This is a genomic window from Tritonibacter aquimaris (assembly GCF_009617595.1).
Lineage (GTDB): Bacteria > Pseudomonadota > Alphaproteobacteria > Rhodobacterales > Rhodobacteraceae > Epibacterium > Epibacterium aquimaris.
Window position 1 is genome coordinate 183,253 of record NZ_WIXK01000005.1, and the last position, 20,304, is coordinate 203,556.

Consider the following 20,304-nt stretch of genomic DNA (forward strand, 5'->3'; position numbering starts at 1 on the left):
GCAGGAGGGTATAGCATGAGTGACAAGCCTGGAAACGAGATATCTGAAGAAGAGGCGGCCCGCCACGCGTCCAAAATGGCCAAAAAGAAGGTCGCGCGTGACAAGATGATGAAGACAAAAGATGGCGAAAAAGGCCTGATTATTGTTCACACCGGGCCTGGAAAAGGGAAATCCAGCTCCGGTTTTGGCATGATCATGCGTTGCATCGCCCATAAGATGCCCTGCGCGGTGGTGCAGTTCATCAAAGGCGCCTGGGCGACTGGCGAACGCACGCTGATCGAAGAAAACTTCAGCGACCTTTGCCATTTTTATGCGATGGGCGAGGGCTTTACTTGGGAAACCCAGGACAAAGCACGCGATATCGCCGCTGCGCGAAAAGGCTGGGAAAAGGCCAAGGAAATGATCTTGGATGAACGCAACACCATGGTGCTGCTCGATGAGATCAATATTGCGCTGCGCTATGAATATCTCGACCTCAATGAGGTGCTGGAATTCTTGGTCGAACATAAACCAGCAATGACACATGTGGTTCTGACAGGGCGGAATGCAAAGGAAGAACTGATTGAAATTGCCGATCTGGTTACCGAGATGGGGCAGATCAAACATCCTTTCCGTGCGGGTATCAAGGCGCAAAAAGGTGTTGAATTTTAACCTGTTGGCAGGGCGAAGCCCTGCTGGCCTGACCAAAGGTCAGGCCAAGGGCCGCGCACAGCCGCCTGGCGATTATATCGCCAGGCGGCTGTGCGCGGCTCCCCCCGTTTCAACTGGCGCGGATCAGATGATTGTCCCAGGCGGTATCTGCGGTTGTCTGTAGTTTTTGCCCTGTCATGCTCAGCGTGTAGAGTTTTCCCTCACCTGTTGTGGCAATCCAGCCGCGTGCAGTGGTCGAAAGCCCGCAGACATCATTGATTTCAAACTCACGGGTTAACTCACCGCTTTCGACGTTCATGATTTGAAGCCGATTCCCGCGGGGGGATGAGACTGCCACAAACAGCCCATCCGGGGAAAACGCAATCGAGCCGCCATAGCCATTGAGATTGCGCACCCGTGGATCGCCATCCGCCAGCAAGCGTACCTGCGATCCGCGCCGGTGCAGCCCCACGATTGGGGCAAGCTCGCCCAGATCTCCCTGCCATTGCATGGCAAATCCAACAGATCCATCCTGTGACACAGCCAGATGGCGAATGGAGTTCAGGTGCAAGTCTTTGGGCAATTCAACCTGTTCTAGAAGGTCACCTGCAAAACTCAGATAGCTGAGCCTTGGCAGCATTGTTGGGAGGTTCAGCTTGGCGCGGCCACTGTCGGGGTGGGTTTCAATACCGCCATTGGCCACCACCAGATAGCCATCTGGGTGGCGCAGCATATCATGCGGGCCAATGCCTCCAGAGGCAAAGCTGCCAAGGCGCTGATAGGTGATCCCATCCCAGACCCCGATTACGCCCCTCGCGTTTTCATAATCATTTTCGGTGGTGAAAAGCTTGCTTCCATCGGCTGAAAAACAGCCGTGGCCGTAAAAATGATGCCCATCCGGTGGTGTTAATCGCAGTAGATGCGCACCTGTCCGACAATCCAGCACATCGGCAAATCGCCCTGGGCGGCGGGCAAAGGCAATGACTTCGGGACGGTGCGGATGGGAGGTGGCCGCATGGCCACGACCGGGCAGAGAATGGCGAAACAGCACAGCTCCGCGCTGGTTTAACCCTGCAAGAATATATTGCCCATCAGGCTCAAGACCTGCGGTGACAAAATCGGGAAAGCCCACATCGGCCCAGCTGGCATGGGGGGCGGCAGCACTGGCAAGCAGCCCGGCCAGAAACCCACGACGAGATGTCATCACAAGATCTCCTCAATCGCCATCAAGCGAGTTGAACCCTGCGTCCACACCCAGGCGGGGGCCAAGCTCGGTTGTAACCAGATTGCGCAGATCCACGACGCTCTGTTTCAGCGCCTCAATCCGAATGCGGCTCTGCGGATCCGAGACGCCGGCAAAGGTCGGGTCATCCAGCGCGCGGGCGCGTTTTAAGCTGCGGCCAAAGGCTGCATCCAGTCGCAACTGCAGCTCTGGCGCGTCCGCCGATAAACGGTGGGCGAGCGGCGCAAGCGCCTCGAGTGACAAAATGACATGGCGCTGTGAGCGTCCCGAACGCCAGGCCTCAGCACGGCGGGGGCGGGGTGCGTCAAAGCTGCCAAGCGGGCGGGCCAGACGCAGCTCATCAATGATCTGCAGCCCAGTTCCAAGCGCTTTGAACAATTCCTGATGGGCTTCGCTGGTGCTTTGATAGCGCCGCGATGGGGCTTGCATCAGGGCTGTAAAATTCTGCTGCCAATCGTCTTTGATGGCTTGCGCGGTTGCGGCGATATCAACCGCCATCGCACTAGCCAGATCACAGCGATAGTCTGCGGAGGCCAGGTTTTGCGCAGCCTCATCAAACAACAGGTGATCCAATGCGTAAAACCCTTTGCCCGCCACGGAAAACTGAGCAAAAGCGCCATCTTCCAATATCTTGCGGTTTTCGCTGCGCAGCACCCCGTTTACGGATTTTGCGATACGGCCACGATTGTCTGGCCAAAACGCAAGGGAGAACCCGCGCGCATCCGTTTCAGTTGGACCAAAACGCCAGTGGCTCGCACGGATCCAGGCATCAAAGGTACTGCCGTAGCTTTTTTTAAATGCCTCTGGGTCTGAGTGGCACTTCTCCGGCGCGTTTGCCGCAAATGCATCGGCTGTATCTGACAGGGCGGTGAACGCCGGAAGGATCTGCGTGGTCACGATGTCATTGGTCAGAGGATCAGCCAGCTCATCGGAGTGCGCGGCACTGACAAGGCAGGCAACAAAAGGCAGGGTGAGAAAAAATCGCATGCTCAGAGGCTTTCAAGGAAAGAAATCAGATCGCCGCGCTCCTGTGGTGACATATCCACTACGGTATCGCGCGCGGCTTGGGCTTCACCGCCATGCCATAGGATTGCTTCCAAAATGGTGCGGGCGCGGCCATCATGAAGGAACCCGGCAATAGGCGACACCTGTTTGGTATAGCCAAGCCCCCACAGGGGGGGCGTGCGCCATTCATAGCCATCGGCGCGGGCTTCGGGGCGGTGATCGGCAAGCCCTTCACCCATGTCGTGCAGCAAAAGGTCCGAATAGGGCCAGATCAGCTGGAAACTATGCTCATCCCGATCATTCAGCCGATGGGTGACAAATTTGGGTGTGTGACAGCTGGTACAGCCAGCCGTATAGAACTGTTCTTTACCGCGCAGCACCTCGGGCGCGTCCATATTGCGCCGCGCTGGAACCGCCAGGTTGCTGCTATAAAACGTGACCAGATCCATGTTTTTCTGATCAATCTCTGTGCCGCGTTCGATGTCATCGCCATGTGGCTGATTACGGCAGCCGATCTGCGCCACAGTACATTCGCCCCAATGGGCAGGAAACAGCGGCGTCGAGATGCCAATATCGCCAGAAAATGCCGAGGCCGATTGTTCGTGCATGGTTGGGCTGCCAGCCTTCAGGCCAAACCGCCCCAGCATTACCTGTTGATACTCTTCGGACCAGACCAGATTGGCCTTGCCAGAGATCCCATTGCCATCAGCATCGTTTTCATCGGCGCGGGCTAAAATGTCCACGGCAGGGATCGCTTCGAGCAGGCCAAGCCCGATCATTGGCGGCGCAACACGCGGGGAAAACATCGTGTCTTTGTGCATCGGGCCATAGCCCAGATCCGCAGCTTTGTAGGTTGGTTTGCGCAGGCTTGCGGTTTCACCACCCGCAAGCGCGACCTCGATTTCCTCATAGGTGATATCGAGCCGGTATTCCGGGGCAAGCGTGGGAGGCGAGAAATCTTGCAGCTGTCGCCCATAGGTGGGTTCGGGCGCGTCGCCGATATAGTCTTTTATTTCAGCCATATGCGCAGGGGAGGGGCCGGGCACTGAAACACGCAGAAACATGGAAACGGCGGTGTCATCTGGCGTTTGTGGCGTATGGCCACGACCATCTTTCAGGTGGCAGCGCTGGCAAGAGCGCGCATTGTGCAGCGGGCCAAGACCATCGGAAGCGCGGGTTGATGCAGGCGAAAACACCCAGATCTTGTCAAACAGCGCATTGCCCAGTTTGAATTCCAGCTCCTGTTCAAAGCTCAGATTGGCGCTGTGTTGTGAAAACGCATCGCGGTTTTTGCGCGCGCGTGTGGTGGCGGCCCCGGCCGGGCGCGCCTCAAATTGTTCTGCTATGCTAAAGTCCGTCGTCGCAGCGACGACTTTACGGATGCGCGCCTGTTCTGCCGTGGTGCGGGCAACAGTGTTTAGATGGGGATCGTTAAAAACGGAAGCTGGCCAATCCAGGGCCAAAACGGGGTGCACAATCATCAAGGATGCCAGTGTAAGTGCGGACACGCGGGTGGTCTGGGGTAAAATGCCTGAACCAGTCATATGTTCGTCGCCGTAAAGCAGATGTTTGTATGTAAATTGGATCAGGCGAGGCGTCTCCCCGCCTGATCCAGGTCTTTTCTATTATTCGAAGACGGCGCTTGGGTTGTCCAGCGAGTCAGAGCCTTCAAATTCGACACTTGCCAGTTTCAGCGCAGAAACCGCGCGCTCAAACGAACGGGTCTGTTCGATCAGACCGTTGACACCACCCATAATCAGCGCTTCGCCTTTGGCGTCGCCGGATGCCAGCATCTGGTCATAAGAGAAACCGGATTCTGCAGCCAGTTTGATGCGGCCAAGTGCCAGCATGGTCTGGGACAGTTTGGTCAGGATTTCTGCATCCAGAGCGGCGTCGGTTTCCGCAACCAGATCAGACAGCGACGGGCCAGAGACCAGCTCACCGTTCACACGCACATACTCACCGAGGTAGACGTTTTGTACGCCAAGACCATCGTAATAGTGGCTGTTGTGGGTGTTGTCAGAGAAGCAGTCATGCTCTTCTTCGGGATCGTTCAGCATCACGCCAAGGCGCATACGCTCCCCTGCGGTTTCACCATAAGACAGCGAGCCCATGCCGGTCAGCATTGCTGTGATACCTGCGGCTTCATCAGCGAACAGGTTGGTACGTGCGGCACCTGTATCAGCCCATTGTGCAACCATCCATTCCAGGTCGGATACCAGCAGGTCGGTTGCTGCCGTCAGGTATTCGGCGCGGCGGTCACAGTTGCCGTTTGTGCATGCGTCACCTTTGGCAAAATCGCTCCAGGGGCGGTCGCCTGCGCCGTGCTCGGTGCCTTTAAGATCTTGACCCCAAAGCAGGAACTCAATCGCGTGGTAGCCGGTTGCGACGTTTGCTTCAACGCCGTCTGCTTCGTGCAGGGTTTCTTCCAGCAGGGTGGGGGTGATTTTTGCTGCGTTGATCTCTTTGCCCGACAGTTTGAACGCGGGGTTTGCAACAATGTTCAGCGCTGCAAGTGCGTTCTCATCGCTTGGGCCGCCGTAGGATGCGTCAACATAATCGATCAGACCTTCGTCCAAGGGCCAAGCGTTTACTTTGCCTTCCCAGTCGTCAACGATCGCATTGCCGAAACGGTAGACTTCGGACTGCTGGTAAGGCACGCGGGATGCCAGCCAAGCTGCGCGGGCGGCTTGCAGGTTTTCAGCCGAAGGCGCTGCAACAAACGCGTTTACGGCGTTTTGCAGGGTCTGCGCTGTGGTCAGGCTGTCCTCATAAGTCGCCAGAGCAATATCTGCATAGGTGGTCAGAACAGCTTCTTTTTCAACAGCCAGGGAAGTTGTGGCGGTCAGGGTCAATGCGGTAACGGCGGAGCCACGCAAAAATTTGGAGATCATATCTAGCTCATTTGAGTTTGTTAAAAAGGTAAAACGCCGCGGCGCGGCGTCAAACTATTCGTCTGGCCTGAACAGCGACCAGGGGCCAATTACTTGGTGAGGATCAACTTGCCAGCACGCGTAATACGCAGGCTATAAACTTGGCCGTTCAGCAAAATACGCGCCTGATTTCCACCCTTTGTCAGATCTTCTGCGTAGAAGGTGGGGAAGACTTCGGTTGCGGTTGTAACTGTAGGTGTGCTGATCTGGTTCATCTCTTTTATACCCAACGCTGTTTTATCGGCCATGGTGTCCGGCCCTATCCAATCTCCTGACTCCGGGCTTGCCCATAGTGTCAGGCTGGCTGGATGAGCTTTTCTGACTCGTTTTGTCAGAAATGTCAATCCGACTTTTTTAGTCAGTTTTTATCTGACTGAAATACAAATAAAAAAAGCGCCCCAGAAGGGCGCTTTTGAAATTTCAGTTTTGGCGTGACTGCTAGTCGCGTTTTCCTGCAAATGAGGCCTGCCACTCTTCGCGTTGCTCATCAGAGATCTTTGCAAAAAGCACATCAGGTACGCTAAAGGCGTGACCCGCAGGCAGGGCATTGAGGAAGGCAGCAACATCCGTTGGCCAGGCCCAATCGTCTGAATTCAGTGCGGCCATCATGGAATCACTCGCCGATGGAATGAACGGCGCGCTGAGAACAGCGTAGAGACGAATCAAGTTCAGGCCGAGGCGCACCTGTGCTGCTGCCTGCTCTGGGTCGGTCTTGAAGGTGGACCAGGGCGCGGCAGATTGCAGATACTCGTTGCCTGCAACCCAGATCGCGCGCAGCTCTTGCGCAGATTTGCGCACATCCATGGCTTCCATATGGGTTTCATAGGCGCGCACACGGGTGGTGAGATCCGCAATCAATGCCTCTTCCTGTTCGCCGAATGCGCCACCTGCGGGCACTTCTTCGCCAAATTTGGAGCGGCAGAATTTGGTGATACGGCTGACAAAGTTGCCCAGAACATCGGCCAGATCCTTGTTCACCGACTGCTGGAAGTTCTCCCAGGTGAATTCCGAATCCGAACTTTCCGGTGCATGTGACAGCAGCCACCAACGCCAGTAATCCGACGGCAGGATCGCCAGCGCCTGATCCATAAACACACCGCGCCCCAGGCTGGTGGAGAACTGACCACCATCATAGTTCAGGTAGTTAAAGGATTTCAGGTGGTCGACCATTTTCCAAGGTTCGCCGGACCCCAGCAGGGTCGCCGGGAAAGACAACGTGTGGAACGGCACATTGTCTTTGCCCATGAACTGTACATAACGCACATCATCCGCGCCTTTGTCGGTGCGCCACCAGCGCTCCCATTCGCTATCGGCCTTGCCGTTGGCTTCGGCCCATTCCTTGGCGCAGGCGATGTATTCGATCGGCGCATCAAACCAGACATAGAAGACCTTGCCTTCCATACCTTCCCAGGGCTCGTCGCCTTTTTTGACCTCAATCCCCCAGTCCAGATCGCGGGTGATGCCACGGTCCTGCAGCCCGTCACCGTCATGCAGCCATTTTTTGGCGATAGAGGTGGTCAGCACCGGCCAGTCGGTCTTGCTGTCGATCCAGGCATCAAGCTGATCGCGCATCAGCGACTGACGCAGGAACAGGTGCTTGGTTTCACGCACTTCCAGATCGGTCGACCCGGAAATCGCGGAACGTGGGTTGATCAGCTCGGTTGGGTCAAGCTGCTTGGTGCATTCTTCGCATTGGTCGCCACGGGCGCGGTCATAATCACAACGCGGGCAGGTGCCTTCAACGTAGCGGTCGGGCAGGAAACGCCCGTCTGCATGGGAATAGATCTGACGGTCCGCAACTTCGGAGATCAGGCCAGCCTCAGCCAGCTTACCGGCAAAATGCTGGGTCAGCTCATGGTTGGCTGTGCTGGAAGAGCGACCAAAGTGATCAAACGACAGGCCAAAGCCTTGGGCGATCTTGGCCTGAACCTCATGCATTTCGGCGCAGTATTCGGCCACCGGTTTGTCGGCCTTGGCTGCGGCGAGTTCGGCGGGCGTGCCGTGTTCGTCGGTTGCGCAAAGAAAGAGCACCTCATTGCCCATGCCACGCTGGAAACGGGCATAAAGATCAGCTGGCAATTGGCTGCCCACAAGGTTGCCAAGGTGCTTGATCCCATTGATGTAGGGCAGTGCAGAAGTGATGAGAATACGTGCCATGCGGTCCATCCAGAATGCGAGGTTGATGCACCGTCTACAGGAAGCAGCCGGGCGGGGAAAGCCCGCCAAAGCCTCTGATTGCTGTGGTTTTGGTGAAAACAGCCCTGCAATAAAAACGACCCGGAATTTTCCGGGTCGTCGTAAGGAACATATGAGACGCCTGGATTAGAGCTTCTCAACCGCAGTGGAGCGGATTTTGCTCCAGTTGCTGTCTGCCTTGGCGATGGTGCCAGCGCGGTCTTTGTTAAAGGCTGCAAAGATCTCTTCGTTCAAAAAGACATAGAGCTTGTCATCAATGACCGCGGCAAACTCAGGATCGCCGTCGAACTTTTTGCCAACGGAGACGCCGAAGGTGCAGAAGCCACCGTTTTGCGGCAGATAGGCTGCCGGGTTTGCTTCAAACTTCTGCTGGGTTTTGGCGCTGGTGAAATAATAGGCAACACCGTCGTGCACAGTTGTATGTGTCGCGCTGCCCTCTTTGGGTTTGCCGGTGTCAATGAACGCAACCGGATCAACCCCATGCAGGCCAAGCTGTGCACCTGCGGCGGTCAGACCAACAGACGTGTTATACTCATCCGCCGCAAACGCTGGCGCAGAGATAAGCGCGACAACAACACCCAAAGTAGCAAGGCTAAGTTTCATCATAGCAATAAGTCCTTTTGACTAGAGGTTAGAGGAGGGTGCGTGTGACCCTCTGCAGCTATTTGAAAGCGGTCTGTATGTTTCGCAATGCTGTGCGAATGATGATGAACTTTGAGTGCGGGTGAGTGAACGATCTGCAAGTTTTGCCGCAATATAAAAGGCGACTGGGTGCCGTCGCCTTGCGCTGTGTTGTCTACTCTTGCTGGATTTATACGGCTTCGGGCTCCGCCTTGTGCAGGCCAACAACGATTGCCACCGCCAGCCCGTTGGCCCAATAGTAATAGGCGTCCAGCCCTTCAAACCCAAACACCATGGGGGCAAACAGGAAAGACGCGCCAACCGCACCATCTACCGCGAGATGCACAGAGTATGGCAAAACGCGAAACACCCCAAGATGATGATCGGTGAGAACTGTGAGCACAAACGCAGCAGTGCTGGTCGCCACCGACAGCCACAGGGCAGCAGCGTGGCTTTCACCCAGGCCGAGCAAAAACGGGGCCACCATCAGGGTGAGCGCCACCGGATAGTCGAGATAGGCGTGAATGGATTTGGTGATGAATTTTACCAACATAGGATTTCCTCTTTCTACTGTGCCTGTCCAAATTGATTGGGCAGCATAAAGAATAGGAACGACCTAGCGCGCGCCCCATCACCAGGCGTTCGCAGAATGAAACGGATCGTTCAGGACGGGGATTTATGCGCTGGCGCGGTAGGCAGCGGGGCTTTGGCCCATTTCCTTTTTGAAAACGCGGCTGAAAGCAGATTCAGAGGAATAGCCCGTGCGTGCTGCTACCTCGGAAATACTGGCACGATGTCGCACCAGCCAGATGCATGCGATCTGCATGCGCCAGCTGGTCAGATATTGCATTGGCGGAATGCCCATCTTCTCGGCAAATTGCACCGCAAACCCTGTGCGCGACAGGCCTGCCTCGCGTGCGAGCCCCTCAACCGTCCAATCGTTTGCGGGCTGTCGGTGAAACGCCGCCAGTGCGCGGGCCAGTTTGGGGTCCGCAAACCCTGCCAGCCCCACATGATCCTGGCCATGCTCTTCAATGAAACTGCGCAGGGCCTGAACCAAGATGACCTCAGATAGACGCAGCGCAATCAAGTCACCGCCAAAGCGCGATTTACCTGCTTCTTCCCCCATCATGCGCAGCGAGGCCTCCATCCAGCGCCCAGCCGCCTCACCATAGTTTGGGATATGGATATGATCCGGCAGCTGGTCAAACAGAAGATGGCGGGTGTTTGCAGCGAAGGAGAAATGACCGCAAATCAGCTGGGTTTCACGGTCACCCTGGTCAGAACCATAGAGCAGCAGCCCTTCATCCTTGTAGCCGCTGTCCTGTAAGACCTGATCCAAGGGCAGCGCACGTTTCATCTGCGTCCGGTCTGAAATCAAATCATGGCGCGCGCCATGGGGAATGATCATCAGATCTCCCTGCGCAAGATGTATTGCCCGCCCGTTGTCCGGCAGATGCACCACACAATCGCCGCGATGAGCAAAATGAAACCGGGCCACATTTTCAAACGCGGGCACGGCCACCCCCCATTGGCCAGAGAAACTGGTGCGAAAATATAGAGTGCCCTGCACCGAGAGCTTGGAGAAAATATCGCTGAGCGTGTCGATCATGCCTGTTTCTTGCACATGGCTGCGCTGGGCGTCTATGGGCGTGAACGATTGGTCATCTGTTTTGAACTGCAGGGCTACCAGCGATAAGGTTCCACCGGGCCATCAGCGGCAAGCCAGGCATCCAGTCCACCTTTCAGGCAGGTGACATCCTGTAGCCCCATGTCCTGGGCAAGCTGAGTGCTGAGCGCGGAACGCCAGCCGTTGTCGCAATAAAACACAAAGCGCAGCGGCTGGGTGAAAATCTCGCGTGCATAAGGGCTTGTGGGGTCCAGCCAAAACTCCAACATGCCGCGTGGGCACGATGTGGCGCCTGCAATGATGCCGGTCTTTTCCATTTCACGCAGCAGGCGCAGATCAATAAAGGCGCAGCCTTCTGCATGTTGCTGCGCACGCGCATCGGCAACCGAAATAAAACTGATCGCCTGCTCAGCAGCCTGAACCAGCGCACTAAAACTCTTTCCCGGCTCAATCGTCATGCAGACCTCCGTTTCCAGGTGTGGAGGCCTACATAATACAATCTGAGGTTTAATTTTCTCTGACTTTGGCGGGCAATCGGAGGCGGCAATGTAAGAGATGCTTGCAACATATCGATTGCGCCATAGGTTGGTGCAGAACTTGCAGACAGGGACCTCTTTATGAAACGTAATTCTCTTGGCCGCACGGATATCATGGTGTCGGAGTATTGCCTGGGCACAATGACCTTTGGCACGCAGACCGATGAAGATGATGCCCATCGTCAGATTGATATGGCGCTTGCGGCGGATATCAACTTTCTCGACACCGCTGAAATGTATCCGGTAAACCCGGTGCGCGCGGAAACAATTGGCGACAGCGAAGCCATCATTGGCCGCTGGAACAAAAAGACAGGTCGCCGCGCGGAGTATGTTCTGGCCACCAAACACTCCGGTGAAGGGCTGAAAGCCGTGCGCGATGGTGCCCCCATCAGCAAAGACAGCATCGCCGCCACAATCGAAGGCTCGCTGCGTCGTCTGCAGACAGACTATATCGATCTCTATCAATTCCACTGGCCCAATCGCGGCAGCTACATGTTCCGCAAGAATTGGACGTTTGATCCGTGGAACTCGGGCCAGAGCCTGCGTGATGTTGAAGGGGATCTGGAAACCTGTCTCGAAGCGCTGCAAGAGCAAGTAGATAAAGGAAACATCCGTGCCTTTGGTCTGAGCAATGAAAGCGCCTGGGGCACGGCCAAATGGCTGCAGCTGGCTGAGAAACGCGGATTGCCGCGCGTCGCGTCGATCCAGAACGAATATTCACTGCTGTGCCGTCTGTACGATACCGATCTGGCAGAGCTGAGCATCTATGAAGACGTGGGGCTTTTGTCATATTCGCCGCTGGCAACCGGGCTTTTGACCGGGAAATACCAAAACGGCGCGGTGCCAGAGAAGTCCCGCATGTCCATTGGGGCCAACCTTGGTGGCCGCGTGACAGATCGGGTGTTTGATGCGGTGGATGCCTATCTGGAGATTGCCAAACGCCATGATCTGGATCCGGTCCATATGGCGCTGGCGTGGTGTAAGACCCGGCCGTTTATGGCTTCGATCATCTTTGGTGCAACAACGGAAACGCAATTGCAGCATATTCTTGACGGACGGGATCTGACCCTGAGCGACGCAGTCTGCGCCGAGATCGATCAGGCCCATCGCGCCCATCCGATGCCTTATTAATCAGTGGCTGGACGGGGAAGCTCTCCCGCCCGGCTTAGGGGATGCGGGGCATCCCCACGCCCGTTGGGCCAAGCGCCGCTGACGCGGCGCGCTGCCGCCCTGGCCATATTCAGTGGCGTGTTTGCTGGCTTTGTGAGGCTGCGAGATTGCGCAGGCTTGCAGGCAGCAGGCTTGAATTTTGTGGACGTGGGCTGTCCTGACGCAGGGCGCGCGCCGAAATCCCATGCGCGGTGCGGAAGGCGCGGGCAAAGCTTGATTGCGAGCCAAAGCCCGTGGCCTCGGCAACCTCCATCAAGGGCAGGCTGGTTTCTGTCACCAGTCGGCGTGCCTCAGCCAGGCGCAGCTGTAGATAATGATCCTGCGGTGTGGTGTTCAGGCGCAGACGGAACTGTTGCTGCAAGGTGCGCGCGCTGGTGCCCAATGTGTCGGCAATCTGGCTCAGCGGCATTGGCGCTGCCAGCGAGGTTTCCATCAACGCATGCGCCTGCGCCGTCAGCGAGGTTTCGCGAGCTGCGGCAGGGCTTTCTGCGCTCTCAGGCAGTGCGCTTGGCTCAACAAAGACGCTTTCCATTCGGGCAGCAAAGCCGGACCCCAGCCGCGCGCCGATGATATGCAGCATCATCGCGGTGGCCTGCGTGGCGCTGCCTGCGGTCAGGCGACCGTCAGATCGGGTGAATGCGTTTTGGGTTTTGATCTCGGGGAAGCGCTGTTGGAAGTTTTCCAGCGTATCCCAGTGGGGGCTTGCGGGATGGTCGTTCAACAGCCCGGCTTCTGCCATCAGCCAGGTGCCACCATCGACACCGATCATGGTTGTGCCACTGCGCGCAATCCTTTGCAGGCCAGACAGCAGGCTTGGCGTTGCATGACGTGCCAGCTGAAATCCCGCGATCACAATCAGCGCGTCGCATTGCTCTAGCCGCGCCAGCGGAAAGCTTGGCACCATCAAGCCACTTGTGAGCATCGGCGGCTCTTCTGAGGCGCTGACATAATCCCAGTCAAACACCGGACGCCCGGCCAGACGATTGGCAGCACGCATCGGATCAATGGTGGCTGCAAACGACAGCGTATTGCTTTCATCCAGCACCAAAACGGCGGTATTCAGGGCCTGCGCTTCGGGCTGCAGTATGTTGATTGCGGATTTCATAAACTACGATTCGCTTTGTGCTAACTCTTGTGGACAAGGCTGCGGGAGAGGCGAATTCAGCGCAAATTGGTTTCCGGGGACAAGCCTGGGGATAACTATAGGCACAAGCCGGTACATTGGCGGGAGAAGCAAAAACACCCAATTTTAGCGCTATCAGGGGTTAATTTCCATGTTTGGCGCAATTTGGCAAGCCACCGATGCGCGGTGGAAATCAAGCCTGCGCAACGGTCCCAAATGTTTGGTTCTCGCAGCCATATACTGCTATCAGGGCGGCATGTCTCTTTGGGTTTTTATCGCTCTGGCTGCGGCCGGTTTTCAGACCATCCGCTTTATGCTGCAAAAGGTGCTGGCCTCGGTCACGCTGACCCCTGCGGGGGCGACATTTTCGCGGTTTGTCTACTCGATGCCATTTATCGTGGGCGGGCTTGCAGCCTATCTGACGTTTGCAGAGCGCGATCTGCCCGCGCTTTCTGCGCGGTTCTGGATGTTTGCTTCCATTGGGGCGGTGTCGCAGATCCTTGCCACCATCTGCGTTGTGGCGCTGTTTAAACAGCGCAATTTTGCCGTGGGCATTACCTTTAAGAAAACCGAGGTCATTCAAACCGCAATCGTGGGGCTCTTGGTGCTGGGGGATCAGATCAGCGCAGCTGGCTGGGGGGCGATCCTGCTTGGGCTTTTGGCCGTGTTGATCTTATCCAAACCCGGCGGCAGTGATGGGGTGTGGCATCAGCATCTGACCAACCGCGCCGCCAAGCTTGGGCTTGGTTCTGGGGTTTTGTTTGCGTTTTCCGCCGTCAGCTATCGTGCGGCCTCTTTACAGATGGCCGAAACGGAACCAATGCTGCGCGCAGCTGTGACCCTTGCGGCGGTGGTCAGCCTGCAGACGATCTATATGCTGATCTGGTTGATGTGGCGCGACCGGAGCGAAATCGCGCGCGTGTGGCAGGCCCGCCGGGTGGCGGTTTGGGTTGGTCTCACAAGCCTTGCGGGATCGTTTTGCTGGTTCTGGGCGTTCACACTGCAAAACGCAGCCTATGTCAAAGCCGTGGGACAAATCGAACTGCTGCTGTCGCTGTGCGCCTCAATCCTGTTTTTCAAGGAAAAGATCAGCGCACGCGAAGTGCTTGGCATGGGTGTTCTGGGCCTGTCGATCCTGCTTCTGGTGCTGACGCTTTAATCCTGCACCTGCGGTGCCCGGCCGTTCAGGCGTAAAAACAGGCTTTCCTCATCATCGTTGCGAAAAAACGGCACGCTGTCGAGCGGGGCAAGATCGGGCAGGCGCGCGTTTACTTCGGCCAGAACCACCTGGGTGATGAATGGCAGATCAAAGGCGCGGGCGTCGCGCAGCGGTACCCATTGCAGATTGGACAATTCATCTGAAGCCTGGGAAAAATCATCGAGATCACTGGAGATCTCAGCCGCATCAACCAGAAAGAACCGCGCATCAAACCGGCGGGGGCGTCCCGGTGGGGTGATGGCGCGAAACACAAATTGCAGCGCGCTGGCATCGGGGGCAAAGCCACTTTGGGCGAAGGCCTGCCAGGGTTCCGGCGCATCCCATGTGGTTTTCTGGCCAAGGATCAGGCCGGTTTCTTCCCATAGCTCACGGATGGCCGCGACAGCAAGGGCCGCGCCAATGCCATCAGGCGCGTCCTCATCAAGCTGGGCCTGAGTGGCTGCCGCCAAAGGCGCATGTAACGCAAGATCATGGTCTTCGCGATCCAGGGCACCACCGGGGAAAACAAATTTATTCGGCATGAACGCAGCCTTAGCGCCGCGCTGCCCCATCAAGACGCTGGGGTTGTCACCGCGCCGCAATACAATCACGGTGGCTGCATCGCGGATAATCTTGGATTTATCTATCGTCGCGTCCAAGTTTCATTCACCCTTTGGTATCATAGCCATGCATGCCGCGCGCCCATTGGTAGGCGATCACCATGCCCTTCATGCGCGGCAGCAGGAACAGGCAGGCCAGAACACAGCCAATGCTGAACGTGCTGAAGGTCACCCAGGGGGCAGGCTCCCATTTGAAATAAACCACATGCAGCAGAGGGGCCATCAGATGCCCCACCAGCAAAATGGTCAGATAGGCCGGGCCGTCATCTGCGCGCGCCAGCGACAGATCCAAATCGCAATGATCGCAGCTGTTGTTCACTTTCAGATAGGAATGCAGCATTTTACCCTGGCCGCATTTCGGACATTTGCAGCCCCAGCCGCGCAGCAGGGCGGTTTTGGTGTCGCGCTCATTGCTGTTCGCGGGCGCCGCAGTTTCGGCAATGGTCTGGCTAGGCTGGGCGTGCTCGCTCATGGCAAACTCCTACGCTGGTTCTGCTGAGGCATTTCCTACATATCGCAGTCACATTTGATGTCGCACTGACAAATGTAAAGCGTGCGCGCGGGCTTTGCGTCCGCATGTCGCAACTTTTTTCCATGTCACGCGACGGAACTTTGGGGCTGCAGCGTTTCTATAGTGCATCGCGCAGCACGGAGCGCGCGGTTGCCAAAGGAGAGAAGGTTATGAAACAGATCACTTTCATCGCGTTGATCGCAGCCGGCGCAAGCCTGATTGGCGCGGGCAGCGTTCTGGCATACTCGGGCAAAGGGCATGGTGCTCGGCCCTCTTTTGAGATGCTCGATGCGGATGGCAACGGCGAGGTGACGCAGGAAGAAATGCAAAGCCTGCGCGCGCGTGAATTTACCGCCAGTGACACCGATGGCGATGGCAACCTGTCGGTTGAAGAACTGGCAGCAAAACGTGCGCAACGCGCTGAGACCCGCATTCAGCGCATGGTCGAGAAATTCGACGCCGATGGTGACGGCGCGCTGAGCCTTGCAGAAATGCCGGGGCCAAAAGATCCAACCAAACGGTTTGACCGCTTGGACAGTGATGGCAACGGTGCTATTTCCCAAGAGGAATTTGAATCCGCACGCAAAGAGCATGGCGGTCGGTCTAAAAAACACTGCAAAGATAAAGCGGGCGCGCACGACTGACTTAAAGCGTGCTTTATCAACGCCATAGACCAAAGCGGTGCCCTGATCCAATCGGGGCATCCGCGAAAGCGGCGGAGGGGCCGGTGGATCTGAGCAACGATGACCTTCTGGTGTTGTTCGTGCGCGGCGATCAGGCGGCTGCGGCTGCGCTCACGGCGCGGCTTGCTCCGCGCGCACTGGCTGTTGCAATGCGGATGATGGGTAATCGTGCCGAGGCCGAAGACATCACACAGGAGGCAATGATACGCCTGTGGCGGATGGCCCCGGACTGGCAACCCGGCAAGGCGCAGGTTTCCACCTGGCTCTACCGCGTGGTGAGCAATCTTTGCATTGATGTAAAACGGCGCGCGCGGGGCGGTACATTGGGTCTCGATGATGTGTCCGAACCCGCAGATAATGCCGCCAGCGCTTTGGAAGCACTACAGCAACAAACCCGCCATGATGCGTTACAGCAGGCATTGATGCAGTTGCCGGTGCGGCAGCGTCAGGCGGTGGTGTTGCGCCACATCGAAGAATTGTCGAACCCTGAAATCGCCGACATTATGGACATCGGGGTAGAAGCGGTCGAGAGCCTGACCGCACGCGCCAAACGCGGATTGGCCAAGGCTCTGGCCGCGCGCAAAGAAGAACTGGGGTATACCGATGGCTGACAAGGAACTGACAGAACTCGACAACCTGTTCGCAGCGGCCCGAGATGAGGCTGATCCCCTACCGCCTGCTTTGCAGATGGCCATTTTGCAGGACGCGGAGCGGGTTCAATCTGGATTTGCGCCAGATAGTCCGCTGCCGCGTGCGCATGGATTCACATGGGCTTTGTCGCTTTTGGGCGGTGGTTTTGGTCTTGGTGGGGTAGTCTGTGCGGGCCTTGTTGGGCTGTGGATCGGATTTGCGCCGCCCTCCTTTTTGCCCGACCCGGTGGATTACGCAGTTGCAACGCTGTCGACGTCAAGCGATGCCTTTGATGGGTTTGACCTGTCTGAACTCCTAGATGAGGATCTCCAATGAGCCAGCCAGAGCAACAGAAAAAGGTTCGAAAATGGCGTTGGAGCAAAGTGTTTTTTGCTCTGTCCTTGGCGCTGAACGTTGCCTTTGTGGGTGCAATTGCAGGCACTGCCTATCGGTTTAAGGATCGCCGTGATGGGGGGGCGCCGCCGTCGCTTGCGGTGATGCTTTTTCGCGAATTGGATCATGATACGCGCGATAAGCTGAAGCGCCATGCCTCTGGCCGCCATGAAACTGTGCGCGGACAACGGGCCGCCGATCGCAAGGATCTTTTTGCGGCCCTGCGTGCAGACCCCTTTGTGATTGAGCCGGTGATAGAAGTGCTGGATCGCCATTCGGGCCGTCAGGCCGCATTTCGCCAGACCGTGCGTCAGGAATGGCTGAACAAATTGCAAAACATGAGCAGTGAAGAACGCGCAGCGCTGGCGGAACGGATGGAGCGCAGATCAAAACGCCACGGTCACAAGAAGGGCCATTAAACCGGGCATTACGCCAAACACCGACGCCCGTGATTAGGGTATGGAAACGTGATCGAAGTATCGAAGTAGGGAAAAATGGCCGCAATCACGCGGCCACGGGGCTGTTTGATTTCAGACTGACCTGGTTCCTGCCTGCATTTTTGGCCGCATAAAGCGCTTGATCCGCCTCTGCGATCAGCTCTGCTGCGGTCATACTTAAGGCGCGGCGGTGGGTTGCGATCACCGCGCCAATGCTGACGGTCATACTGATCGGCTTCTCTACGCCAGCAATGTGGAAGGCGCGCTCGTTGATGGCAGCGCATAAATTTGCGGCCGATGCAGCGGCATCCGGTGCGTTTTGTCCTGGCAGCACAAACAGAAATTCTTCGCCGCCGATGCGTGCCAACAGGTCTTTTGGCCCAATCAATGAGCCCAGCCGAGCAGCGGTTTCAACCAGAACCGCATCGCCAACCGGGTGGCCATAGGCGTCATTTACCCGTTTGAAATGATCCAGATCCGCCACCATCAGCGCAAAGCTTTCACCGGTGTCGCGCGCATGTTGCAGCACCTGTTCCAGATAAGGCGTGGCATAGCGGCGATTGTACAGCCCGGTCATCGGGTCAAGCACGGCCGCCTTGAGTTCGCTGCGGATGCTGTCGCGCAGCTGATCTTCGAGCAGTTTTTGTTCCAGCTGCGTGGTGAGGCGCATGTTCAGCTCCTCTGCCACAAATCCCGATTGCAACACATCATGGGCACCACGATCCAGCGCTTCGGCCGCAAGTTCCGGTGCGTTGCTTTCGGGCAGCGCCACAATGATGGATTGCCGGGTGGCGGCACGGGCGCGCAGATCCGCAATCAGCCTAAGCCCCAGTCCGGGGTTTTCCTCATCAAGTTCGATGACAATTGCATCTGGCACCGGCGAGGTCATGATGCTGCGAATATCGCTCATATTGTGGCAGCGCAGTTTGAATTGCGAGTGCAGCGCCAGGGCCGCCGACCAGCAATGCGCTTTGCTGACGCTTTGTGTCACCAGCGCAACCGTGGCGCTCTCCAGCAGGCCCGTAGGCAGGCAATCGCCCGCAGGCAGGGCAAAACCACCGGCAGCGCTACGCTGTTGGCGCAGCTCTTCTTTGGCGCTGCGTGCGCGCAACAGGCTGCGAATGCGCGCCTGTAATACCATGTCATCCACTGGCTGAAGCAGGACATCTTGAACCCCGGCTGAAAGCGCCGCAAGCCGCGCTGCCATATCATCCTGCGCGTCGATCGCCAGAACCGGAACCGTCTCAAATGCGCCGGACGCGCTGAGAACACGTTTCACATCACTGGCGGATCCATCGGGCAGCGACAGGGCCGTGATCACCAGATCCGGGCGTTTTTGTGCAAGAACCGGGCCCAGGGCGGACAGCGTGTCGATCTGCACCACATCGAAATAGGCCTCGCTGAGCTGAACCTTCAGCGCGATCCGATTGGTGGACACCCCATCTATGACAAGGACCGTTCCCTGCACCTGTTTGCTCCTCAACGCTTGCTTTTCCTCAAGATCGAGTTTTTATGAGACTGGTTAATAAACCCTTTCCCAACTCACTAAATCTGTATCCATATGCTGAAATCCGCTCATGCTTCTGAAACTTTTGCGCTAAAGGCGCTGGCCTGGCTTGTGGGAGAGGAAGATCTTTTGCCAGTCTTCCTTGGGGCCACCGGCAGCAGTGAGGCAGATCTGCGAGCGCGCGCCGCAGATCCTGATTTCCTCGCATCCGTATTGGATTTTTTACTTATGGATGACGCTTGGGTTATGCGCTGTTGCGATGCGCTTGTGGTCGGCTATGAATTGCCGATGCAGGCGCGGGCAATGCTGCCGGGTGGTGCGCAAACGCATTGGACTTGATAAAGCGTTCACAGAACGCAGCGCGGTGAAAGGGGCTTTCCATGCCATTGGATGCAGTATTGTTTGATAAGGACGGCACGCTGTTTGACTTTGCCGCGACATGGAACAGCTGGGCAGGTGGTGTGATTGCAGATCTGTCCGGCGGCGATAATGGGCGCGCGCAGGCGATGGCGGCCGCGTTGGAATATGATCTTGATCGCCAAGAGTTTTTCCCAGCAAGCTTTGTGGTCTATGCCACCAATGCCGAGGCCGCCGCAGCTTTGGTGCCGCATTGTGAAGGCTCCAGCCAGCACGAGCTTGAAACCTATTTGGCGACCCGCGCTGCCACGGCGCCGATCTCCGAAGTGGTGCCGCTTGCCAGCTATATGGCCGGGCTGCGGGGGGATGGGTTGAAGCTTGGTGTGATGACAAATGACGCCGAGCTTTCCGCGCATTCACAGCTGGAACGGGTTGGGGCGCATAATTCTTTTGATTTTATTGCGGGTCACGACAGCGGGTTTGGGGCAAAACCCGACCCCGATCCACTTTTGGCGTTCTGCAAAGCGGTGAATGTTGCGCCTGGGCGTTGCGCCATGGTGGGTGACAGCTTACATGACCTTCATGCAGGGCGCGCTGCCGGCATGATTTGTATTGGTGTCTTAACGGGCACAGCACAGGCCGCGCATCTGAGCCCTCACGCGGATGTGGTTTTACAAGACATCGGCGAAATCCCCGCGTGGATAGCTGCGAATCGATAGGCTTTTGCGGTAATGTGCGTCCCCGTACACGACGTATAAACCGATAAGTGAAGATAGTTTTTCGCCGCTTTCATAGAGATTGGGGCCGGAAAATGTCAGTATTGTCCAGCTTCCGCCGTGAAGAGACGTAAATATATCCGGCGTACAGGGGGTTTTGGGGCT

The 20,304-nt window shown here is 56.9% G+C and carries 23 protein-coding genes; 9 read left to right on the plus strand and 14 right to left on the minus strand.

What is annotated here, in order from left to right:
- Window positions 1-15 precede the first annotated feature (15 nt).
- A complete protein-coding gene (cobO, locus tag GG681_RS11230; protein WP_153548108.1) occupies window positions 16-651 on the plus strand; it encodes a cob(I)yrinic acid a,c-diamide adenosyltransferase in 636 nt (211 codons plus the stop codon).
- Between the two features lie 109 nt (window positions 652-760).
- Here the strand turns inward: cobO and GG681_RS11235 are convergent, their stop codons facing one another.
- The 10 genes from GG681_RS11235 to GG681_RS11280 all read right to left on the minus strand — a co-directional run bounded on the left by GG681_RS11235 (window position 761) and on the right by GG681_RS11280 (window position 10,716).
- A complete protein-coding gene (locus GG681_RS11235) occupies window positions 761-1,834 on the minus strand; it encodes a DUF1513 domain-containing protein (protein ID WP_153548109.1) in 1,074 nt (357 codons plus the stop codon).
- Between the two features lie 12 nt (window positions 1,835-1,846).
- Window positions 1,847-2,860: an imelysin family protein gene (locus GG681_RS11240; RefSeq protein ID WP_153548110.1), complete on the minus strand. Its 1,014-nt coding sequence runs from the start codon at window positions 2,858-2,860 to the stop codon at window positions 1,847-1,849.
- 2 nt (window positions 2,861-2,862) lie between these two features.
- On the minus strand, window positions 2,863-4,359 hold the full coding sequence (locus GG681_RS11245; protein ID WP_153548318.1) for a di-heme oxidoreductase family protein: 1,497 nt from the start codon (window positions 4,357-4,359) through the stop codon (window positions 2,863-2,865).
- Between the two features lie 144 nt (window positions 4,360-4,503).
- Window positions 4,504-5,772, minus strand: coding sequence for an imelysin family protein (locus GG681_RS11250; protein ID WP_153548111.1), 1,269 nt, complete (start codon window positions 5,770-5,772; stop codon window positions 4,504-4,506).
- 89 nt (window positions 5,773-5,861) lie between these two features.
- Window positions 5,862-6,026: a hemin uptake protein HemP gene (gene hemP / locus GG681_RS11255; RefSeq protein WP_153548319.1), complete on the minus strand. Its 165-nt coding sequence runs from the start codon at window positions 6,024-6,026 to the stop codon at window positions 5,862-5,864.
- Window positions 6,027-6,249: 223 nt separating this feature from the next.
- Window positions 6,250-7,968 (minus strand): methionine--tRNA ligase, encoded by a 1,719-nt coding sequence (metG, locus tag GG681_RS11260; protein ID WP_153548112.1) that lies wholly within the window; start codon window positions 7,966-7,968, stop codon window positions 6,250-6,252.
- A 165-nt stretch (window positions 7,969-8,133) separates the two neighbouring features.
- The gene (locus tag GG681_RS11265) at window positions 8,134-8,613 is read right to left on the minus strand and encodes a YHS domain-containing (seleno)protein (protein ID WP_328593355.1); all 480 of its coding nucleotides are present in this window, start codon (window positions 8,611-8,613) and stop codon (window positions 8,134-8,136) included.
- A gap of 205 nt (window positions 8,614-8,818) precedes the next feature.
- Window positions 8,819-9,181: a hypothetical protein gene (locus GG681_RS11270; RefSeq protein WP_153548113.1), complete on the minus strand. Its 363-nt coding sequence runs from the start codon at window positions 9,179-9,181 to the stop codon at window positions 8,819-8,821.
- A 123-nt stretch (window positions 9,182-9,304) separates the two neighbouring features.
- The gene (locus tag GG681_RS11275; RefSeq protein WP_153548114.1) at window positions 9,305-10,240 is read right to left on the minus strand and encodes an AraC family transcriptional regulator; all 936 of its coding nucleotides are present in this window, start codon (window positions 10,238-10,240) and stop codon (window positions 9,305-9,307) included.
- A gap of 74 nt (window positions 10,241-10,314) precedes the next feature.
- Window positions 10,315-10,716: a rhodanese-like domain-containing protein gene (locus GG681_RS11280; RefSeq protein WP_153548115.1), complete on the minus strand. Its 402-nt coding sequence runs from the start codon at window positions 10,714-10,716 to the stop codon at window positions 10,315-10,317.
- Between the two features lie 159 nt (window positions 10,717-10,875).
- Here GG681_RS11280 and GG681_RS11285 point away from each other — a divergent pair, with 159 nt between their 5' ends.
- Complete coding sequence (locus GG681_RS11285) at window positions 10,876-11,925, plus strand: aldo/keto reductase (protein ID WP_153548116.1); 1,050 nt, start codon at window positions 10,876-10,878, stop codon at window positions 11,923-11,925.
- Between the two features lie 109 nt (window positions 11,926-12,034).
- Here GG681_RS11285 and GG681_RS11290 read toward each other — a convergent pair whose 3' ends face one another.
- On the minus strand, window positions 12,035-13,069 hold the full coding sequence (locus GG681_RS11290) for a GlxA family transcriptional regulator (RefSeq protein ID WP_153548117.1): 1,035 nt from the start codon (window positions 13,067-13,069) through the stop codon (window positions 12,035-12,037).
- A 274-nt stretch (window positions 13,070-13,343) separates the two neighbouring features.
- Between GG681_RS11290 and GG681_RS11295 the strand changes: the two genes are divergently transcribed.
- Window positions 13,344-14,246, plus strand: coding sequence for an EamA family transporter (locus GG681_RS11295; protein ID WP_153548118.1), 903 nt, complete (start codon window positions 13,344-13,346; stop codon window positions 14,244-14,246).
- Here GG681_RS11295 and GG681_RS11300 read toward each other — a convergent pair.
- Both GG681_RS11300 and GG681_RS11305 read right to left on the minus strand, forming a co-directional pair.
- Window positions 14,243-14,944 (minus strand): NUDIX hydrolase, encoded by a 702-nt coding sequence (locus GG681_RS11300; RefSeq protein WP_153548119.1) that lies wholly within the window; start codon window positions 14,942-14,944, stop codon window positions 14,243-14,245. The genes GG681_RS11295 and GG681_RS11300 overlap by 4 nt on opposite strands.
- A gap of 7 nt (window positions 14,945-14,951) precedes the next feature.
- Window positions 14,952-15,377, minus strand: a complete 426-nt coding sequence (locus GG681_RS11305; RefSeq protein ID WP_153548120.1) for a DUF983 domain-containing protein — start codon at window positions 15,375-15,377, stop codon at window positions 14,952-14,954.
- A 209-nt stretch (window positions 15,378-15,586) separates the two neighbouring features.
- On the opposite strand from GG681_RS11305, the gene GG681_RS11310 reads away from it, so the two are divergent.
- The 4 genes from GG681_RS11310 to GG681_RS11325 all read left to right on the plus strand — a co-directional run bounded on the left by GG681_RS11310 (window position 15,587) and on the right by GG681_RS11325 (window position 17,541).
- Entirely contained in the window at window positions 15,587-16,060 is a 474-nt protein-coding gene (locus tag GG681_RS11310; RefSeq protein WP_153548121.1) for an EF-hand domain-containing protein, read from the plus strand.
- Window positions 16,061-16,143: 83 nt separating this feature from the next.
- Window positions 16,144-16,710, plus strand: coding sequence for an RNA polymerase sigma factor (locus tag GG681_RS11315; protein ID WP_408057665.1), 567 nt, complete (start codon window positions 16,144-16,146; stop codon window positions 16,708-16,710).
- Complete coding sequence (locus tag GG681_RS11320; RefSeq protein ID WP_153548122.1) at window positions 16,703-17,065, plus strand: hypothetical protein; 363 nt, start codon at window positions 16,703-16,705, stop codon at window positions 17,063-17,065. Before GG681_RS11315 ends, GG681_RS11320 begins: the two co-directional genes overlap by 8 nt.
- Window positions 17,062-17,541, plus strand: a complete 480-nt coding sequence (locus GG681_RS11325; RefSeq protein ID WP_153548123.1) for a periplasmic heavy metal sensor — start codon at window positions 17,062-17,064, stop codon at window positions 17,539-17,541. Before GG681_RS11320 ends, GG681_RS11325 begins: the two co-directional genes overlap by 4 nt.
- A gap of 85 nt (window positions 17,542-17,626) precedes the next feature.
- Here GG681_RS11325 and GG681_RS11330 read toward each other — a convergent pair whose 3' ends face one another.
- On the minus strand, window positions 17,627-19,027 hold the full coding sequence (locus tag GG681_RS11330; RefSeq protein ID WP_328593356.1) for a diguanylate cyclase domain-containing protein: 1,401 nt from the start codon (window positions 19,025-19,027) through the stop codon (window positions 17,627-17,629).
- A gap of 93 nt (window positions 19,028-19,120) precedes the next feature.
- Between GG681_RS11330 and GG681_RS11335 the strand changes: the two genes are divergently transcribed.
- Both GG681_RS11335 and GG681_RS11340 read left to right on the plus strand, forming a co-directional pair.
- Window positions 19,121-19,405, plus strand: coding sequence for a DUF3572 domain-containing protein (locus GG681_RS11335; RefSeq protein ID WP_153548125.1), 285 nt, complete (start codon window positions 19,121-19,123; stop codon window positions 19,403-19,405).
- 41 nt (window positions 19,406-19,446) lie between these two features.
- A complete protein-coding gene (locus tag GG681_RS11340; RefSeq protein ID WP_153548126.1) occupies window positions 19,447-20,142 on the plus strand; it encodes an HAD family hydrolase in 696 nt (231 codons plus the stop codon).
- Window positions 20,143-20,304: the final 162 nt, after the last annotated feature.

Bases quoted from the DNA above. Each gene is read 5' to 3' on its own strand.
- GG681_RS11320 (WP_153548122.1), top strand. From the start codon at position 16,703: ATGGCTGACAAGGAACTGACAGAACTCGACAACCTGTTCGCAGCGGCC.
- GG681_RS11305 (WP_153548120.1), bottom strand. From the start codon at position 15,377: ATGAGCGAGCACGCCCAGCCTAGCCAGACCATTGCCGAAACTGCGGCG.
- GG681_RS11235 (WP_153548109.1), bottom strand. From the start codon at position 1,834: ATGACATCTCGTCGTGGGTTTCTGGCCGGGCTGCTTGCCAGTGCTGCC.
- GG681_RS11335 (WP_153548125.1), top strand. From the start codon at position 19,121: ATGCTGAAATCCGCTCATGCTTCTGAAACTTTTGCGCTAAAGGCGCTG.
- GG681_RS11250 (WP_153548111.1), bottom strand. From the start codon at position 5,772: ATGATCTCCAAATTTTTGCGTGGCTCCGCCGTTACCGCATTGACCCTG.
- hemP (WP_153548319.1), bottom strand. From the start codon at position 6,026: ATGAACCAGATCAGCACACCTACAGTTACAACCGCAACCGAAGTCTTC.
- metG (WP_153548112.1), bottom strand. From the start codon at position 7,968: ATGGCACGTATTCTCATCACTTCTGCACTGCCCTACATCAATGGGATC.
- GG681_RS11285 (WP_153548116.1), top strand. From the start codon at position 10,876: ATGAAACGTAATTCTCTTGGCCGCACGGATATCATGGTGTCGGAGTAT.
- GG681_RS11270 (WP_153548113.1), bottom strand. From the start codon at position 9,181: ATGTTGGTAAAATTCATCACCAAATCCATTCACGCCTATCTCGACTAT.
- GG681_RS11290 (WP_153548117.1), bottom strand. From the start codon at position 13,069: ATGAAATCCGCAATCAACATACTGCAGCCCGAAGCGCAGGCCCTGAAT.
- GG681_RS11275 (WP_153548114.1), bottom strand. From the start codon at position 10,240: ATGATCGACACGCTCAGCGATATTTTCTCCAAGCTCTCGGTGCAGGGC.
- GG681_RS11280 (WP_153548115.1), bottom strand. From the start codon at position 10,716: ATGACGATTGAGCCGGGAAAGAGTTTTAGTGCGCTGGTTCAGGCTGCT.
- GG681_RS11265 (WP_328593355.1), bottom strand. From the start codon at position 8,613: ATGATGAAACTTAGCCTTGCTACTTTGGGTGTTGTTGTCGCGCTTATC.
- GG681_RS11310 (WP_153548121.1), top strand. From the start codon at position 15,587: ATGAAACAGATCACTTTCATCGCGTTGATCGCAGCCGGCGCAAGCCTG.
- GG681_RS11295 (WP_153548118.1), top strand. From the start codon at position 13,344: ATGTCTCTTTGGGTTTTTATCGCTCTGGCTGCGGCCGGTTTTCAGACC.
- GG681_RS11340 (WP_153548126.1), top strand. From the start codon at position 19,447: ATGCCATTGGATGCAGTATTGTTTGATAAGGACGGCACGCTGTTTGAC.
- GG681_RS11245 (WP_153548318.1), bottom strand. From the start codon at position 4,359: ATGATTGTGCACCCCGTTTTGGCCCTGGATTGGCCAGCTTCCGTTTTT.
- GG681_RS11240 (WP_153548110.1), bottom strand. From the start codon at position 2,860: ATGCGATTTTTTCTCACCCTGCCTTTTGTTGCCTGCCTTGTCAGTGCC.
- cobO (WP_153548108.1), top strand. From the start codon at position 16: ATGAGTGACAAGCCTGGAAACGAGATATCTGAAGAAGAGGCGGCCCGC.
- GG681_RS11325 (WP_153548123.1), top strand. From the start codon at position 17,062: ATGAGCCAGCCAGAGCAACAGAAAAAGGTTCGAAAATGGCGTTGGAGC.